General features: G+C 37.9%; 15 protein-coding genes. 9 read left to right on the top strand and 6 right to left on the bottom strand.

Features of this window, described 5'->3' with window-relative positions; genetic code table 11:
* The first annotated feature begins 16 nt into the window (after positions 1-16).
* Positions 17-1792 carry a GGDEF domain-containing protein gene (locus ABD005_RS01250; protein ID WP_343814002.1) on the top strand — a complete coding sequence of 592 codons (1776 nt, stop codon included), beginning with the start codon at positions 17-19 and terminating at the stop codon, positions 1790-1792.
* 279 nt (positions 1793-2071) lie between these two features.
* Here the strand turns inward: ABD005_RS01250 and ABD005_RS01245 are convergent, their stop codons facing one another.
* From ABD005_RS01245 to sfsA, 4 genes are all read right to left on the bottom strand, one after another.
* Positions 2072-2749, bottom strand: coding sequence for an SDR family oxidoreductase (locus tag ABD005_RS01245; protein ID WP_343813999.1), 678 nt, complete (start codon positions 2747-2749; stop codon positions 2072-2074).
* 58 nt (positions 2750-2807) lie between these two features.
* Positions 2808-3746: a tRNA glutamyl-Q(34) synthetase GluQRS gene (gene gluQRS / locus ABD005_RS01240; protein WP_343813996.1), complete on the bottom strand. Its 939-nt coding sequence runs from the start codon at positions 3744-3746 to the stop codon at positions 2808-2810.
* A 38-nt stretch (positions 3747-3784) separates the two neighbouring features.
* Positions 3785-4231: an RNA polymerase-binding protein DksA gene (gene dksA, locus ABD005_RS01235; RefSeq protein ID WP_215979727.1), complete on the bottom strand. Its 447-nt coding sequence runs from the start codon at positions 4229-4231 to the stop codon at positions 3785-3787.
* A gap of 255 nt (positions 4232-4486) precedes the next feature.
* A complete protein-coding gene (gene sfsA, locus ABD005_RS01230) occupies positions 4487-5233 on the bottom strand; it encodes a DNA/RNA nuclease SfsA (protein ID WP_343813991.1) in 747 nt (248 codons plus the stop codon).
* A 75-nt stretch (positions 5234-5308) separates the two neighbouring features.
* Here sfsA and ABD005_RS01225 point away from each other — a divergent pair, with 75 nt between their 5' ends.
* Complete coding sequence (locus ABD005_RS01225; RefSeq protein WP_343813988.1) at positions 5309-6511, top strand: DUF4268 domain-containing protein; 1203 nt, start codon at positions 5309-5311, stop codon at positions 6509-6511.
* Between the two features lie 244 nt (positions 6512-6755).
* On the opposite strand, the gene ABD005_RS01220 is transcribed toward ABD005_RS01225, so the two are convergent.
* On the bottom strand, positions 6756-7169 hold the full coding sequence (locus ABD005_RS01220; RefSeq protein ID WP_215979725.1) for a hypothetical protein: 414 nt from the start codon (positions 7167-7169) through the stop codon (positions 6756-6758).
* Between the two features lie 271 nt (positions 7170-7440).
* On the opposite strand from ABD005_RS01220, the gene hrpB reads away from it, so the two are divergent.
* Positions 7441-10017, top strand: a complete 2577-nt coding sequence (gene hrpB / locus ABD005_RS01215) for an ATP-dependent helicase HrpB (protein ID WP_343813983.1) — start codon at positions 7441-7443, stop codon at positions 10015-10017.
* Between the two features lie 90 nt (positions 10018-10107).
* Entirely contained in the window at positions 10108-12489 is a 2382-nt protein-coding gene (gene mrcB, locus ABD005_RS01210) for a penicillin-binding protein 1B (RefSeq protein WP_343813980.1), read from the top strand.
* A 145-nt stretch (positions 12490-12634) separates the two neighbouring features.
* Here the strand turns inward: mrcB and ABD005_RS01205 are convergent, their stop codons facing one another.
* The gene (locus tag ABD005_RS01205) at positions 12635-12979 is read right to left on the bottom strand and encodes a DUF3718 domain-containing protein (protein WP_343813977.1); all 345 of its coding nucleotides are present in this window, start codon (positions 12977-12979) and stop codon (positions 12635-12637) included.
* 459 nt (positions 12980-13438) lie between these two features.
* On the opposite strand from ABD005_RS01205, the gene ABD005_RS01200 reads away from it, so the two are divergent.
* From ABD005_RS01200 to ABD005_RS01180, 5 genes are all read left to right on the top strand, one after another.
* Positions 13439-13795, top strand: coding sequence for a YebG family protein (locus tag ABD005_RS01200; RefSeq protein ID WP_215979721.1), 357 nt, complete (start codon positions 13439-13441; stop codon positions 13793-13795).
* Positions 13796-13842: 47 nt separating this feature from the next.
* On the top strand, positions 13843-14619 hold the full coding sequence (locus tag ABD005_RS01195) for a M48 family metallopeptidase (protein WP_343813972.1): 777 nt from the start codon (positions 13843-13845) through the stop codon (positions 14617-14619).
* Positions 14620-14982: 363 nt separating this feature from the next.
* A complete protein-coding gene (locus ABD005_RS01190) occupies positions 14983-15348 on the top strand; it encodes a response regulator (RefSeq protein WP_215979719.1) in 366 nt (121 codons plus the stop codon).
* Positions 15345-15953, top strand: a complete 609-nt coding sequence (locus ABD005_RS01185) for a chemotaxis protein (protein WP_215979718.1) — start codon at positions 15345-15347, stop codon at positions 15951-15953. The genes ABD005_RS01190 and ABD005_RS01185 overlap by 4 nt, the downstream gene beginning before the upstream one ends.
* The gene (locus ABD005_RS01180; RefSeq protein ID WP_215979717.1) at positions 15953-16960 is read left to right on the top strand and encodes a GGDEF domain-containing protein; all 1008 of its coding nucleotides are present in this window, start codon (positions 15953-15955) and stop codon (positions 16958-16960) included. The genes ABD005_RS01185 and ABD005_RS01180 overlap by 1 nt, the downstream gene beginning before the upstream one ends.
* Positions 16961-17017 lie beyond the last annotated feature (57 nt).

Below are 17017 nucleotides of genomic sequence, written 5' to 3'. Positions count from 1 at the left end.
GCTATTTCGAATTCACATGCAGTTAAAAAGTACGCTCGTTAATATTATTCAACGCCAACAGCTCACCGCCTTCTTTCAACCCATTTATGCAACTAACGCTAATGATGTTTATGGCTATGAGGCACTAATACGTGGACCATCAGATAGTCCACTGCATAACCCACAAGCTTTGTTTGATGCAGCATTTGAATTTGGGCTGTTGTCAGAGTTGGAGTTAGTTTGCCGTCGAATCTCCATTGCTCGCTTTGTTGCATTAGCATTAAAAGGCAAACTATTTTTAAATGTTAGCCCGATGGTGTTTCTACAAGAGGATCATCCACAAGGATCAACGCTATCCTATTTGGCTGAGCATGACTTGCAGCCAGAACAAGTGGTGATTGAATTAAGCGAAAAATACCCAATAGAGTCGCCTGAGTTACTACAACGTGCGTTAATGCATTATCGTGATTTAGGCTTTCAAATAGCTGTGGATGATTTAGGGGCAGGTTACGCAGGTTTGAAGTTATGGTCAGAAGTAAACCCAAACTTTGTGAAAATAGACCGATATTTTATTAACCAGTGCCATCAAGACCCAATTAAACGCGAGTTTATTAAGAGTATTATTAGTCTAGGGCGTAGTATTAATGCACAAGTGATTGCTGAAGGTATTGAAACAGTAGAAGAGTTTGAGCAATTACAAGAATTTGGTATGAATTTATATCAAGGTTTTCTTTTTGCTCGTCCAGAGCCATTTCCAGCTGTTGATTTGCCCGCTATATTAAGAAGCTATGCGAGAGCGCAGAACTTTCCAGTACATTTTGAGCAGATGGCTTCATCACTATTGCAGTTTATGCAACCGCGTCATGGTAATGAACTGACAAAAGAGGTGGTAGAGTTTCTTTATAAGCACCCGAAAGTACATTCGATTCCTGTTATTGATAATGATAAGCCTATCGGGATGATTTTACGTGATAACTTATTGGAACTTTTTTCAACCCCTTTTGGTAGAGCACTGAATGAGCGTAAACCGATTAGTGAAACCATGACTAAAACCCCCGTTATTGTTGAGGCAAATACCCAACTTGATGAAGTGGCACAATTGGTAACTTCAGAGCATGATGAAAAGCTATTATGGCATTTTATTATTACCGATAAGGGGCGCTATATTGGTATTGGCTCGGTTCGAGATTTACTTCGGCAAGTCACTCAGCAGCAGCTGCAACATGCTCGCTATGCTAACCCTTTGAGCATGTTGCCCGGTAATGTGCCTATTTATCGAGAAGTAGACTCATTAATATTCCAGCAAAAGAACTTCCATTTTGCCTATTTTGATTTAAATAACTTTAAACCTTTTAATGATATTTATGGTTATGCTAAAGGCGATCAAATTATTCAGCTCGTTGCAGGGCTTATTAAAAAGTATGTTCCCAGCCAGGATTTTGTTGGCCATATTGGCGGCGATGATTTTGTGGTTATTTTTAAAGAAGATTATCAGAAAGAAAATTGGAAAAAGAGTTGCGAACAAATTATTAGTGAATTTGATCAACACATTGAGCATTTTTATGATGACGCACACTTGAAAGCTGGGGGGATTGAAGCTAAATCGAGAACGGGTGAGTGGCAGTTTTTTTCGCTACTGAGTTTAGCTATTGGCGTTGTATCACCAGATCTTCACTTATGCCATTCACATCATGATATTGCTGAGCTTGCCAGTGATGCTAAAAAACAAGCCAAAAAGTTGCAGGGTTCAGCTATTTTCGTTTGCCGCCGTGGTAGTCCGTCATGCTGCAAGGTAACAGAAGAAGTGGCATAAAAGCATCATGCAATAAGCGCTATTACTTGATGCCTTGTGCAATGACTAATGGAAGACGATCTTGCTTTGAGTGGTATTAACTAACCTGATCTCGGCTTAACAAATGTTTATCTAGCAGCTACTTTTCCTAACTTCTTCGTTAAATTTACTTGCAATAGGCCAGCTATTGACGCGAAATTTGCCTTGAATTAAGGAAAACTATCAAGCTAGAGGTTCATAAAAGTAATTTTTACTGATATTTCAATTTGTTAAATATCTCTTAAGCCGAGTTCAGGTTAACTACCAAGGAAGAGTTTCTCCATTAGAGTGCTTAAATACGCCTGTTTCAGATAATGATAAGTTGTCCATTAAGGCAATTAAACGTTCGGCTGCAAGGTCACTGCTAATATCACCGCTATGATTTACCATATCAGTTTGTACGTAACCTGGGTGGTAAATTCCTACGGCAATGTTATCGGCTTTTAAGTCTTGTGCCAGTGACATTGCAGCAATATTTAAAGCAGCTTTAGACATACGATAGCCATAACGCCCACCCGAAGTGTTATCAGTAATTGAACCCATGCGAGAGGTAATTAAAGCAATTTTACTACCGTTAGTTAAGTTAGGTAATAATGCATGACTTACTTGTAATGGCGCTAAAGCATTAACATGAAATTGCTCGGTAATGGTTTCAGCGTTTAAGTCGTTTAGTGATTCATTACGTAAAATACCGGCATTATTAATTAATAAATCAATGGTAATACCTTTTAGGGCAACAACTGCGTTGTTAATGCCAAACTCTGTTGATACGTCGATATTTTCGATGATAGTTAACTTAAATGTCGCTTGAAGCTGGTTCAAATCGGCTGAGCTTTTACGGCATAAGGCATATACGGTGTCGCCACGCGCTAAACATAGTTTTGTCATGGCGTACCCTATACCGCGGTTTGCGCCAGTGATCACAATTGTTTTTGACATGTTAATTTCCTTTAGTTGTCGCTCTACTTAGAGAGCTGGTAGGGTAATAAATCTTTAACTAATTTTCATTAATGCTAATTTTGGTTTTTTGAGGGACAGCGCTGCGCTGCCAGTTGTTTATGGCCCAATTGATAATGTTTTCTACTGATTCGAAAACCAATGCCTTGGGGGGATTTTGTCCAAGAAAGCTCAGTGCTTTGACTAATGCAGGTTGTGGCTTATCAGTGTCAATGGCGAGCGCTTTATTTTGCTTACTGAGCTTATAACCTTGGCTCGTGACTGCCAGTGGTATATGACCAAATTGTGGCGCAGTGCTGTTTAGTGTTTTAAATAACGTTAATTGTCTTGCCGTGGGCTCTAGTAGATCACAACCGCGTACTATATGGGTGATACCTTGTTCAATATCATCTGCTACTACTGCTAACTGATATGCGAATAAGCCATCTTTGCGATGAATAATAAAGTCTTCATTGGCTAGTGCTTGCTCACAGCTAACTTTTCCTTGAAAGGTATCACTAAATTGATAGAGCCCATATTGATTAATTAAACGTATAGCACTGTGTTTAGAATCAATATTTAGCGACTTGCAGTGACTTTGATAAATGCCACCTATGGCTTTAATATCTGCACGCGTGCATTGACAGTAATAACTTAATTGTTGCTGGTGTAGGTGCTCTAATAAGGCGTTATAGCGAGAGCTTTGCTGGCTTTGGTAAAGTACTTCTTCGTCCCAATGCAGACCAAATGCTTCTAATGTGGCGAGAATTTTTTGACTTGCGCCCGCTTGCTCTCGTGGAGGGTCAATATCTTCAATACGTACTAGCCATTTTCCTTGAGTACCACAAGCGCTTACAGCTGACTTGGCATCGAGAAAGCTCGCTAAAGCGGTAATTAATGAACCAAAATGGAGTAATCCAGAAGGAGAGGGAGCAAAGCGACCGCGATAATGGCTAGCAGAGCTAGTATTTTCGGGTCGCTGAATAGACGTTATGTGCATAGGTAAAGTTTAACTCACAATAAAATTGAAGTTAATTCTTAGCCAGCCATTTGACGCTCTTTTATTTCAGATAAGGTTTTACACTCAATACAAAGATCGGCAGTTGGACGTGCTTCTAAACGGCGAATACCAATTTCAATACCGCAAGAGTTACAGAAGCCAAAATCATCATCTTCAATTAATTGTAACGTCTTTTCTATTTTTTTGATGAGTTTACGTTCACGATCACGAGTACGTAATTCTAAACTAAACTCTTCTTCTTGAGCTGCTCGGTCAACAGGATCTGGAAAGTTAGCTGCTTCGTCTTGCATGTGTGTTACGGTACGATCAACCTCTTCACGTAACTGTATACGCCAAGCATCTAAAATTTTCTTAAAATGCGCTAATTGAGGCTCACCCATGTATTCTTCGCCAGCTTTTTCTTGGTATGGCCCAACGCCAGCTAACGCAAGAATCCCTAATGGTTTGTTTGTACTTGTTGGCATGCTTAATCTCCTAGTGCTACATAGACCAAGTCAGCGACTGTATTCATCATTTAATTGTATGATGAGCTAACTTAGTTGTAAGCGCCAATAATATATATGGCCCGATGAATTAGGACTATATTGTGTCGCTCTTGATAAAAATCAACTGTTTAATAGTAAAAATTTTTAAATCTAATTAAATCAATTGATTAGGTGTTTTAAATGCGAGTTTTAAATTTACTAAACATTTTTAGCAAGCTCTTTTAGCAAGTTTTACTAGGCTAAGTCAATCTTTATTGGTTCTTTCTCAATAATAAGTGGTACCTTGTTTTGCAAAATTACCGTAAATTTTGCATCGTTTTCGGTGAATTTCGCCTTATAAGCTATCACCTCGACACCCGCTGCCATTGCTTGTTTTAGCAGTGCTGTGTATTTTTCATCAATATGCTCTGCAGGACTAACACTATTAATGCCGCTATGAAGTACCGCGAATAATAAGATGGCTCTATGTCCTTGCTCTGTCATTTCTATTAACTCTCGTAGATGCTTTTGCCCACGGCTGGTTACTGCATCAGGAAAGTAGCCTTGTTGGTCTGTGAGTAAGGTGACAGACTTAACCTCGATATAGACCTTAGGCTTGTTATCGGCTGTTAGTAAAAAATCAATACGACTATTTTCGCTACCATATTTTACTTCTCTTTGTAGTTGGCCGTAATCAGCAACTTCAGTAATGACTTTGTTGTTAATTGCTTCTTCAACTAATTGGTTGGCGCGTAAAGTATTAATACATATATAGTGGTTATTTTTATTCTGTGTTATTTCCCAACTAAAAGGGTATTTACGCTTAGGGTTATCAGACGTGCTATACCATATAGTATCGTTGGGGGTTGCACAGCCGGTCATTGCTCCTGTATTGGCACAATGTATAGTTGTTTGTGTGTTATCGGGTAAGGTTATGTCGGCCAGAAAGCGTTTGTAACGTTTGATTAAAGTGGCACTTTTGAGAGGTTTTTTAAATTTCATTTAGCTATACATTTGTTAGTATTATTTATTAAGATAATTATTATTTCCATAGTTTTCATCATAAAGAGATTCTCCATGAATACCAATACAACTCCATTACTAATAAACAAAAATAAAATTATTGAAAAGCTCAATAGAATTGATTTTGCAGATAGTAGTGTTTATGACGAAAAGTGGTTACAAACAATTATTTTTGAAAATACTGATTTGTTACCTATTCATGAGATTAATCCAGATTATACTGACTTGGTGCCTATATGTATGGAGCTACAATCATCATCAGGAAGAATTGATTGTCTTTATGTAACAACCGCAGGAAGGATTATTATCGTTGAGGTGAAGCTATACAGGAACCCTCAATCACGTCGTGAAGTTGTAGGTCAGACACTTGATTATGCAAAAGATCTCAATAAGTGGAGTTATACAGAGCTTGATAACCAAGTTAAAAGGCGTACAGGTGATGTTTCACTTTATGAGTGTGTTAAAGCGCATTGTAATGATTTACCGGAAGCTTATTTTATTGATGCTGTTCAAAAAAGCTTATCGGGAGGTAAGTTTCTTTTAATGGTCGTAGGAGATGGTATTCGTGAAGGCGCTAATGAAATAAATGATTTTCTGACGCGTAATGCATCACTGGAGTTTAGTTTTGCCATGGTTGAAATGATGATATTTAAAATGGAGAATGATTCATTACTCGTTCAACCAAGATTGTTGCAAAAAACAGAGATAGTTGAAAGACATGTAATATCTATTGAAAATGCAAATATTAGTGTTGCTGCAAATCTTTCGGAAGACGTTGCAATAGATCGACTAGAGTCGAATTCAAATAATCAACCAACAGAAGATCAAATCCTTAATCAAGAGTATTGGAGTCAGTTTCTATCTGAATTGAAGTTAGATGATTCGGCACAACCAATCTGTAATACCAGCAAACAAAGTTCGATCAGCATGTCGTTGCCGCCTTCTGGGATGATCGCATGGGTAACACTTTATAAAGATAAGAAGTCTGATTCCATTGGTGTTTTTATAAGGTTTGTTAATAATGATAAGGGGCGATACTTTTATCATGAATTGGCGAGACTGAAAAATAAATTAGATGTAAGAGTTAACGATAAACTTTCATGGAATGATGATGAACGAAGAATCTCTATTACACCTCTAAATATTAATTATATGGAGCAATATAATAGGCATAAAGTCTTTGAATATTATTCATCCAATTTAAACCTATTAATTAATACTTTTAGACCATTGTTATTGCGCTTATCTAAAGAGTAATCATCCAGTACCCCACGTAAACTTAAAGCCTCTTTAACTAATGACTAATCACAACCAGTATTGGAGTGATTTATAAATTTTTGTGTGTTACCAGGTAAGGTTATGTCGGCCAAAAAGCGTTTGTAACGTTTGATGAGTGTTGCGGGGTATAAAGTAAATTGCATAGATAATGTTAAAAGTAATGTAAAATAAAATCGAGATTATGCTTACTCTACGCTAAAAACTTTATTAACGCTGTGCTTTCTTACCCTTTATCTTGACGACGAGTTATAAACTGATTGAGCCAAGACTTGGCACGGCTCACCTCGCTAAAAACATGAAAATCTATACGGCATTGACGATAAATTCGTTGTAATTGCATTTGTTGAATATCAGCATAGGCACTATTAGTGATTACTACAGCAATCGCTATCATACCGCGCTCTTGTCGATAACGTGTCGTTTCAATTAATTGTTGCTCAGCGTCAGGGGTAAAAATACTGTTACCATGGAAAGTGACTAATGAGCCCCACGCCTCGCCAGATAATTCATTAATTAATTGTGTTATATCTTGGTGATAATGCTTTGCTGTTTCGTCATTAAAAGGGCCAGCGGCATCAACAATCAAAATGTTGTCTTGGTGTTCTATGGTGTACTGTCCATGTTGTGAAAATTGCATAATAGTTCCTTATAAGTAAGCCAAGAGATACAGGTATACCAGTTTGAAGTAAACTTGCAAGTAAGCATGGATTTTTATATTTTCAAGATTATTTTTGATAAAAATTAATGATAACTTAGCTGTTGGTTTGTAAAATTTAATCCATGAAAGTAACGAGTATTTGATATTTATAGGGATATTAACGGTAAATTTTTGGAGTTTGTTTTACTTATCTTGGGTGTCAGTGAAATAATTGCTATTATGCTGTTATTATTTACAGTGATATGATTTTATGTCGTCTTTGCCTGCATTACCTATTACCGCTATTAAAGCTGAATTTGGGCAGCTTTTAACTCAGCATAATACTGTGGTTCTATCTGCCCCCCCTGGAGCAGGTAAGTCTACAGGGTTGCCTTTATGGTTATTAACCTTACCAGCCCTAACAAACCAAAAAATTTATTTATTGCAACCACGACGCTTAGCGGTAAAAAATATTGCTAATTTTTTAGCAAGCCAGTTAGGTGAACGTGTTGGTGATACTATTGGTTATCGGTTACGACATGAAAAATCAGTATCAGCACATACACGTATTGAAGTGATCACTGAAGGTATTTTAACGCAAATTATTCAACAAGACGCCGAGCTTGTTGGTACAGCCTTAATTGTTTTTGATGAATTTCATGAGCGTAGCCTACAAGGGGACTTAGCATTCGCTTTAGCTAGAGAAGTGCAAACTGAGTTACGCGACGATTTAAAAATACTCCTGATGTCGGCAACTATTGATAGTGATAATTTATTGGGTGCATTACCTGATGCTGTTTCAATTACGAGTGAAGGGCGCAGTTTTCCCGTCGACATAGAATATCAAGCACCAACTAATGCACAGTATTGGCGAGAACATGCCGTTAATGTGATTAAGCAACAAGCGCAACAACATGATGGTGCTATTTTAGTCTTTTTACCTGGGGTTGGCGATATTCGCTTTGTGGCTGAACGATTAGCATCATCACTACCTGATAACACACTTATATGCCCTTTATATGGTGAATTATCGTTACGTGAACAACAGCTGGCAATAGCGCCATCTGAGCTAGGTGTTAACAAAGTCGTACTAGCCACCAATATTGCAGAGACTTCATTAACTATTGAGGGGGTTAATTTAGTTATTGATAGCGGTTTAGAAAAAGTGGCTATTTATGATAGCGCCAGCTTGCTTAACAAATTAGTGCAAAAACAAATAGCAAAAGCGTCTGCCATTCAACGCGCTGGACGAGCAGGGCGATTAATGCCGGGCAAATGTATTCGGTTATTTGCAAAAGACAGTTTTGATAGGCGTCCGCAATATCCAGAGAATGCTATTCAGCAGGCTGATTTATTACCAACATTAATTGAAGCCGCCCGTTGGGGTGTTAGTGCATTAGCAGAGCTGCCAATGTTAGAGTTACCAAGTGCTAGTAAAGAGCAACAAGGCTGGCAAGAGCTTGAAAGCCTATTAATAGTTGATAGGCAAAAACGTTTAACTGCACATGGTGGTTTAGTTGCCGCTTTACCTTGCCACCCTCGCTTTGCACATATGATTTTTGCCATTAAAAACTATAGCAAAGCCAATAACCAAGTGCTCAATAGTGATCCGTCGTTAGCTTGTTTAATGGCGGCGCTGTTAGAAGAACGTGATATATTTCGTGCAGAGCAAGCACAGCATAATATTAATTTAGTGCATCGTTTACAGTTATTTACTGAAAACTCTTTTACGAATAATGGCTTGATGAAACGTATTGTCAAGCAAGCACAAATAGTCGCTAAACGTGCTGATATTAGTTTCAACATTAACAATATATCACTTGAAAATACGGGGCTTATTTTAGCACTAGCCTACCCTGAGCGTGTTGCTAAAGTTCGTGGTCGTGCAAATGTAAACTCAGGTGTTAGTGCTTGTAGTTTTTTATGTGCTAACGGCAAAGGGGCACAGGTGAATAGTGATGATGCCTTAGCAAATGAAGAGTTTCTAGTCCTTGCACAGCTAATGCAATTTAATCACCAGTTGAGTGCTAAATTAGCCGCAAGCATTGATTTATCGGCGATAGAACTGCTTTTTAGTGAACAGGTTATCGCGCAAGACAATGCTACCTTCGATACAACTACAGGTAAAATTATTGCCCGTCATCAAAGCAAACTTGGCGCTTTAGTGCTCAATGAACAAAAAGTCTCTACAGGGCTTAATGAGCAAAATATTAGTACCATGTGGTGTGATTTAGTCAGACAAAAAGGTTTGTCTTTTCTTAATTGGCAAGCGAAAGACATTGCTCTTAAGGCACGCTGGCAGTGGCTTAATCACTATGTGTCTGAGTTGAAACTTCCAATGATAGATGAGGATTATTTACTTAATCACTTACCGATATGGTTCGCGCCTTTTGTTGGCGCTATTAAAAGTAAAGCACAGTTAGATAAAATTGATTTAAGTGCAATGTTATTGTCACTACTTGATTATCAGCAGCAGCAACAACTTAAGCATGCTGCACCTACTGTATTCATTGGGCCAACAGGACGACACTGCCCCATAACGTATAACCAAGAAAAATCACCGAAAGTGTCATTGCCCATGCAAGAGCTCTATGGTTTAACGCAAACTCCTTGTGTGGGTATTATTACAGGCAATACCGCTATTGCAGGTATTCCATTATTATTAGAGTTGCTATCACCCGCGCAGCGGCCCATTCAGGTAACGCAAGATTTAGTACAATTTTGGCAAGGAAGTTATCAAGCGGTGCAAAAAGACATGAAAAGTCGTTATCCAAAACATTATTGGCCAGATGATCCCGCTAATGCGGTTGCCACTAATAAAACTAAACGACATATTAAAACCACATAATTATGGTACCAGCTAAATAAAGTAATTTGCGATTTAAGAAATTATTACCCGAAAATAGCCTAATGTGGCTGAGAAGATAAATTAAGTTATATGACAGACAATAAAAAAACACGCGCTAAAAAAAGTAAAAATACTAGCGAAAAAAAATCAGCGATTAAAACAAATGATGGGCAAGCGAAAGGTTGGTTATCGTGGTGCCTACGTACTTTTTTTAAAGTATGCATTGCCGCTTTTTTTACCTTGATTATTGTGCTTATTTATCTTGATGCAAAGGTGAAAAAAACCTTTGAAGGTGAACGTTGGCAAGTACCTGTGCAAGTTTACGGTAAGGTAGATACGTTACATGTTGGTGATGAAGCTAACCTTAGCCATATTGCGCAAGAATTAAAATTAAAAGGCTATAAAAAAGTTGCCAAAGTTAGTGCACCGGGGCAGTTTGCGCAGTCGAGCCATCGGTTGATTATCTTTCAGCGAGCATTTACGTTTGCGCAAGGTTTTATGGGGGCTGAGCCGTTAACTATCGAAGTGGAAAATAACCACATTACAGCCTTATATGTGCAACATAATGTTGTGCCGAGTATTCAGCTGGAGCCGCAGTTAATCGCTAGATTAGTACCAGACAATAAAGAAGATCGTGAATTAATTGTTTTACAACAGGTGCCAGCACAGCTCATTGATACATTGTTATTAATTGAAGATAGAGATTTTTATCACCACAGCGGTGTATCACCATTAGGTATTCTTCGAGCCTTGTATGCAAATATGCGTGCAGGCAGAACAGTGCAAGGGGGAAGTACGCTAACACAGCAGTTAGTTAAAAATATGTTTTTAACGCGAGACCGTACTTTAACCAGAAAAGCGCAAGAAGCCTTAATGGCGCTTATTTTAGAGTTTCGCTACAGCAAAGATCAGCTACTTGAAGCCTATTTAAATGAAGTTTATTTAGGACAAAACTTTGCTCATGGTGTTTATGGTTTTGGCTTGGCATCAAACTTCTATTTTGGAAAAAATATTGCGCAGTTAACAAACCATGAAATAGCATTACTCATCGCACAAGTGAAAGGCCCGAGCTACTATGATCCTCGGCGCCACCCTAAACGCGCTAAACAACGCAGAGATTTAATTTTACGTTTAATGCTTGAGCAAGACATGTTATCGCTTGCTGAGTTTAAATATGCGGTAAATGCACCGTTAAGCGTGACAAATAAGCGACAAAGTAGAAAGAAAAAATACCCAGCGTATTTACAATTAGTTAACCAAGAATTAAACGAGTTGGTTTCTGAAGATCTTCGCAAATCAGGCATTAAAGTTTTTACTGGTTTCTCTCATCGTAGTCAGCAATTAGTTGAGCAAACTATTAATACGCAGTTGCCGTTGTTAGAAAAAAAATACCAACAAAAATCTTTACAGGCCGCTATGGTGGTTAGTGATATTTCAACGGGAGAAGTAAGAGCTTTAGCGGGAGATCGTGTTAGCGGTTTTGCTGGCTTTAATCGCGCGTTAGATGCAAAACGTCAAATTGGTTCATTAATTAAACCTGCTATTTACTTAGCTGCGTTAGAGCGTTTTGAACAATATAATTTAGCAACATTACTTGACGATAAAGCTATTACATTAAGCCGTGAAACCGGCCAAAATAAAAAGAGTGATACACAAGTAAGCCACTTGTGGCGACCGAAAAACTATGATGGTAAATACCGTGGTCAAGTGCCACTTATTACCGGCTTAGTGAATTCATTAAATATACCAACGGTGAATTTAGGTATGGCGCTAGGACTTGATAATGTCGCAGATGCTATACATTTATTAGGCTATCAGCAAGATATTACGATGCGCCCAGCAATGCTGCTAGGCTCGATGACTATGTCGCCAGTAGAAATTAATCAGCTTTATTTACCGATTGCAGCGAATGGTCAATATAAGAAAAGTCATGCAATTACTCATATTATGTCGAGCCAAGGTGAAACCTTGTGGACGTATAATGACTTGCAAGAGCAGCGTCTATCTAATCATGGTGCTTATTTATTAAATTATGCGTTAGGGCAAGTTACTCAAATTGGCTCGGCAAAATCACTTAGCTGGCGCTTACCTAATAACAGTGTTGCAGGTAAAACCGGTACCAGTAATGACTTACGTGACAGTTGGTTTGTTGGTTATGACGCCAAACATCTAGTGACCACATGGCTAGGCAACGATGATAACAAGCCGACAGGGCTAACAGGCAGTAGTGGCGCATTACCTTTATTTGCTGATTTTATGAAAGCGCAAGGTATTAGCGATAGAAAAGAGCATATGCCCGATGGGGTTATTATGCTGCCATTTGAACAAAAAACAGGGCTAGCGGTAAACGAGCAGTGTGAAGGTACTACACTTTATCCTGCCGTTGCTGCGGGGGTTCGTATTTCTAAAAACTGCTTACAACCTAAAGTAGATAAACGATCATGGTTTGAAAAGCTCTTTAGCACAAGCTAATTTCAGCGTCGCGAGCTAAGAAAGCGATTTTTAATTAATAGTAAAATAAGCAGGTTAATAGCATGAGTTACTCTAAGCATGCTATTAACGATAACTTATTCAAGAGCCTATTAACTTTCATTTAATCTTATTGTATTTTCACGTTCTAGAAAGTTACATTTAACTTTTGTACAGAAGCAACATCAGTAATACTAACTCGTCCGATACTTTTTTGCAGCGTAGCTGCAGTTTTGTTTGCGCCATAGCTTTCAGCAAAAGTAATGACATCATCGCCGTTACAAACCAAACCCAAAGCAACGGTTTTCGTTTTTAAGCGGTAATATTTGGTAGTGCTTTTAAGTTTAAGTACGCTATTACTTTTCGCTGCTTTACAAACATTAATTAGCGCTTTCTCCATGTAAGAGTCCATAACAGCATGGCTAGGTAGTGATAAAGCCACTAGAGGTAGAATTGCTGCAGCGGCTAATAAGGTTTTTTTAAAAGTAGTCATTATATTCTCCAATAATAAGTCAGTTAAATTATATTTTTAGCTAGTTAATTGCGTTAACTAACAACCGTGCAGTTATTAATGCAATGCCCTCTGCACACTTATAATAGTGACTGGTTTTTATAGAAAAGTTGTAAGCATTTCGGTTACGGATGTAAGTAAAAAATGTCAAAGAGAATGATTAATATTTATTAAGTAGTTGATTGTTTTGTTGCTTATTAAATAAACAGATGTTATCTCTGTTACGAACATTTACATTTAGACGTATTTCAACATACGAAATTCTTAGTATATGCAGTTGGTCATCAGTTGAATGTCAGTTCGTTTAAATTAATTATTGTTAAATTTGGGGAGTGCGTTATAAATGTAACTGTTTTTATATACAGTTTTTGTTGAGTCTGTGGTATTGTGTGAAATTAGGTAGCGTGACGCTTTGTTTACTTTAGAGGAATAGGAAAACGCATGGCAGTTGAAAGTCGATTTGTAGTGATTAGACATGGGGCAGAGGTAAAAACGTTTATGGATAAGAAATCAGCAGATGAATATGATCGCATGTTGGATATGGCTGATAACTTAGCAGAAGTGTTTGCCGAATCACCTGTTGAGCTAAGCGATGGATTAGCAGAGGAGTTGAGCATTTATTTAGCACAAAAACGTGAAGAAGTGCTTGTTGCTTTACTCGCCAAAAAGCCTGCTAAAAAGGCAACGAAAAAAGTACCAACACCAGCGAGTGAGCCAGTAGCTGAACAAGCTGCAGTGGATAAGGTAACGTCTGATGTTGAGAAAAAAGCGCCAAAAGCTAAAGTAAAGCCTAATTAAGAGCGCTATTTTTTGATTGATTTTAGACTATCACACCGTTTTTGTTGATGCTTGAATATCAATTAATTCGTAGTGAGCGGCGTAAAACCCTAGGACTACAGGTAAAGCAAGGACGTATTATTGTTCGCGCACCTTCTTTTGTTGATGAAGCTTTTATTAAGGGCTTCATCAACAAAAAATCAGCTTGGCTACAAGAGAAGTTGCTAGCTCAGCGTGAAAATTTGAGCCATCAATGTCATTTTGTTGAAGGGGCAAAGCTGTATATTTTAGGCGAACAATATACGCTAACTATTGCGCAGGCTAAGCGTAGTGATGTGAGTGTTGTTTATAACCACGCAGTCATTAATCAGGAAAGCACTAGTCACAAAAGTACTCATCACAAAAATACTGAGCTGAATTATTTACAGGTTAATATTAGCCATCGTATTTATAACAGACTCAGTAATGAAGCAGCTTTAGCTCGTTCAGTAAAAAAACATATCGAAAGCTATTTAAGTGAGCAAGCTAAAGAATTGATGCCAGCGCGAGTTAAGCAGCTCAGCGAGCAAACTAAACTTGTTCCTGCGCAACTTAATATTCGTCAATATAAAGCTCGATGGGGAAGTTGTAATAGTCGTAAAGAAATCAGTCTTAACTATTTATTAATGATGGCGCCGTGGTGGGTTATTGATTATGTGATTATTCATGAGCTTTGTCATTTGGTGCATTTGAACCATTCAAATAACTTTTGGCGTTTGGTTGCTAAACACTGCCCAGAATATCTAAAAGCTAAGCAATGGCTTAGTGAACATCAACAGGCACTTCATTGGCCGACGTTAAAATAATCATTAACAAATAATTGTTTTATATGTCAATTTCGAACTATACACGGACCTACATCTAAATGAGACTTTAGCCTTTTTCGTTATCTTGTATTAGTGTTAATTTTACAACCCTACTACATATCACCCTAATGTTACTTTCGCGTTGATAGTTAAGTTATCGATTTTTAACCCTAACTCAGGCAGGTCTTCTCATGGTGTTGGTTGATGTTAGTTATGCTGAGTATTTATAGTAGGGCTGTCAGTAAAAACGTCAATACTGCTCTTAATAAATGTGAAAAAAAAGCAATTGTTGATTAACAAATGAGGCTTTTTAGGGTAAGTTATCAGCAATATAATAATAATGGCGCAAGGATCCCCCCTCTTATGAGCCCAGCTGTACTTATTTGTGATGACTCAAATATGGCTCGAAAGCAAGTGCTTCGAAGCTTGCCTGAATCATGGCATGATAACCTTCAAACTGCGACTAACGGCGTTGAAGCCTTAACAATACTGCGTGCCAGCAATATTGACATACTCTTTCTTGATTTAACGATGCCAGGTATTGATGGTGTTGGTGTGCTTCAAGGCATACAAAAACTGAATATTGAATGTAGTGTTTTTGTTATTTCGGCAGATATTCAACCTGAGATGCAGAGTAAAGTTCTGGCATTAGGAGCAAAAGCTTTTTTACAAAAGCCAATTAAAGCTGAACGTTTAACCCAAGAGCTACAACAGCACGGCCTACTATGAACGCATTTCATTTAACAGAAGATCAACAGGACTGTTTGCAAGAGCTTATCAATGTGGCGATGGGTCAAGCGAGTGATCAACTTGCTCGTTACCTTGACACCTTTGTTTATTTAAAGGTCCCTAGTATTGAAAGTATTAGCACCAGCAGCTTAACGCAAACATTAGATGATAAAGAAAGTGCTGTTGCCATTGTTAGCCAAGGATTTTTTGGCTATGAAGGTATTCGTGGTGAAGCCTTATTGGTTTATCAAGATGAAGACTCGGGTCGTATTGCTGATTTGTTAGGTTATGAGCCAGATGAGCTTTCGCATGATGAACAGCTAATCGATATTAGCTCAATCCTTACGACCACTTTTTTAAATGTTTTTGCGAGTCAAATTGACAACCAAATGTCGTATAACGCACCGAAACTATTACCAAGTGCACAAAATAGCTTGTCTGAACATTTACAGCAAATGACTTTTAGTTGGGATTTTGCTTTAAAAGTAAATATTAATTACCAGGTAACAGATTACTCTTTTAACTGTAATATGATTCTGTTAATTCCAGAAACGGCAATTATGAATATCAAAAAAGTCATTGATAGAATATTGGAAGACTTCTAATGTCTAATACCAATGAAAGTGCTCCTTCAACCACCTCACTGCCCAGTGATGTGGTTTCTTCTATTACTAATCAAGTTTCAGATCAGCTTAATACTGGGGTACTTGTTGTTGATAGAGACTTTAAGGTAGTAATGTGGAATCGCTTTATTCAAGTCCATGCTAATAAAAGCTCTGAAGAGGTGGTAGGGCGCTTAATTTTTGATGTCTTTCCTGAGCTACCTCAACGTTGGTTCGAGCGTAAACTTTCAGGGGTATTACAGCTTAACACTCCCAGCTTTTCTTCATGGGAACAACGACACCATTTATTTGAGTTACCTCATACTAGACCCATTACCACCGATAGTGAGTTTATGGCGCAAAACTGTACTTTTCTACCGCTAGATGTCGCCGGTGAGCACAGTTATATTTGTATTCTTATTGAAGATGTTACTGACGTATGCCATTACCAAGGTCAACTGCAAAAAACCTTAAAAGAATTAGCACTAATTAGTCGTATCGATGGTTTAACACAAATATTTAACCGTAGGCATTGGCAAGAGTCATTAGAGCAAGAGTACGCAAAAGCGCGTCGTCACAATAAAAAATTAGCGCTGATAATGTTGGATTTAGATCACTTCAAAAAGCTTAATGATAATTATGGCCATCAAGGTGGTGATAAAGCTCTGATTGATGTTACTCAAATAGTAAAGTCGGTATTACGAATTGAAGATGTTTTTGGTCGTTATGGCGGTGAAGAGTTTGCTATTATTTTACCTGAAACAGATATTCAGGGGGCGCTTGATTTAGCTCAACGTGTTTGTAACACCGTTGCTAAAACGCCTGTGCTTTTCCAAGAGCATATTATTCAATTATCAGTCAGTATTGGTGTTTCTCAGTTATCAGACAATGATACCAGCTATGAAAAGCTTATTGCTAATGCTGATGCCGCTTTATATCAAGCAAAAGCCAATGGTCGAAATCAAGTCTTTAATGCCCTAGACCTCTCTGATGAATCTCTTTCTGCTTAACTTCATATAACAATACTATTTACGGTTGAAGTAAGACATACATCTACCGTAAATAGT

The sequence above is a fragment of the Colwellia asteriadis genome (genome assembly GCF_039523295.1).
GTDB lineage: Bacteria > Pseudomonadota > Gammaproteobacteria > Enterobacterales > Alteromonadaceae > Colwellia > Colwellia asteriadis.
This window is presented reverse-complemented; position numbering and strand designations above follow the sequence as displayed.

Coding starts and splice junctions, on each gene's coding strand:
- sfsA (WP_343813991.1), bottom strand. CDS start 5,233: ATGAAATTTAAAAAACCTCTCAAAAGTGCCACTTTAATCAAACGTTAC.
- mrcB (WP_343813980.1), top strand. CDS start 10,108: ATGACAGACAATAAAAAAACACGCGCTAAAAAAAGTAAAAATACTAGC.
- ABD005_RS01180 (WP_215979717.1), top strand. CDS start 15,953: ATGTCTAATACCAATGAAAGTGCTCCTTCAACCACCTCACTGCCCAGT.
- ABD005_RS01195 (WP_343813972.1), top strand. CDS start 13,843: ATGCTTGAATATCAATTAATTCGTAGTGAGCGGCGTAAAACCCTAGGA.
- ABD005_RS01190 (WP_215979719.1), top strand. CDS start 14,983: ATGAGCCCAGCTGTACTTATTTGTGATGACTCAAATATGGCTCGAAAG.
- ABD005_RS01205 (WP_343813977.1), bottom strand. CDS start 12,979: ATGACTACTTTTAAAAAAACCTTATTAGCCGCTGCAGCAATTCTACCT.
- ABD005_RS01200 (WP_215979721.1), top strand. CDS start 13,439: ATGGCAGTTGAAAGTCGATTTGTAGTGATTAGACATGGGGCAGAGGTA.
- gluQRS (WP_343813996.1), bottom strand. CDS start 3,746: ATGCACATAACGTCTATTCAGCGACCCGAAAATACTAGCTCTGCTAGC.
- hrpB (WP_343813983.1), top strand. CDS start 7,441: ATGTCGTCTTTGCCTGCATTACCTATTACCGCTATTAAAGCTGAATTT.
- ABD005_RS01245 (WP_343813999.1), bottom strand. CDS start 2,749: ATGTCAAAAACAATTGTGATCACTGGCGCAAACCGCGGTATAGGGTAC.
- ABD005_RS01185 (WP_215979718.1), top strand. CDS start 15,345: ATGAACGCATTTCATTTAACAGAAGATCAACAGGACTGTTTGCAAGAG.
- ABD005_RS01225 (WP_343813988.1), top strand. CDS start 5,309: ATGAATACCAATACAACTCCATTACTAATAAACAAAAATAAAATTATT.
- ABD005_RS01250 (WP_343814002.1), top strand. CDS start 17: ATGCAGTTAAAAAGTACGCTCGTTAATATTATTCAACGCCAACAGCTC.
- dksA (WP_215979727.1), bottom strand. CDS start 4,231: ATGCCAACAAGTACAAACAAACCATTAGGGATTCTTGCGTTAGCTGGC.
- ABD005_RS01220 (WP_215979725.1), bottom strand. CDS start 7,169: ATGCAATTTTCACAACATGGACAGTACACCATAGAACACCAAGACAAC.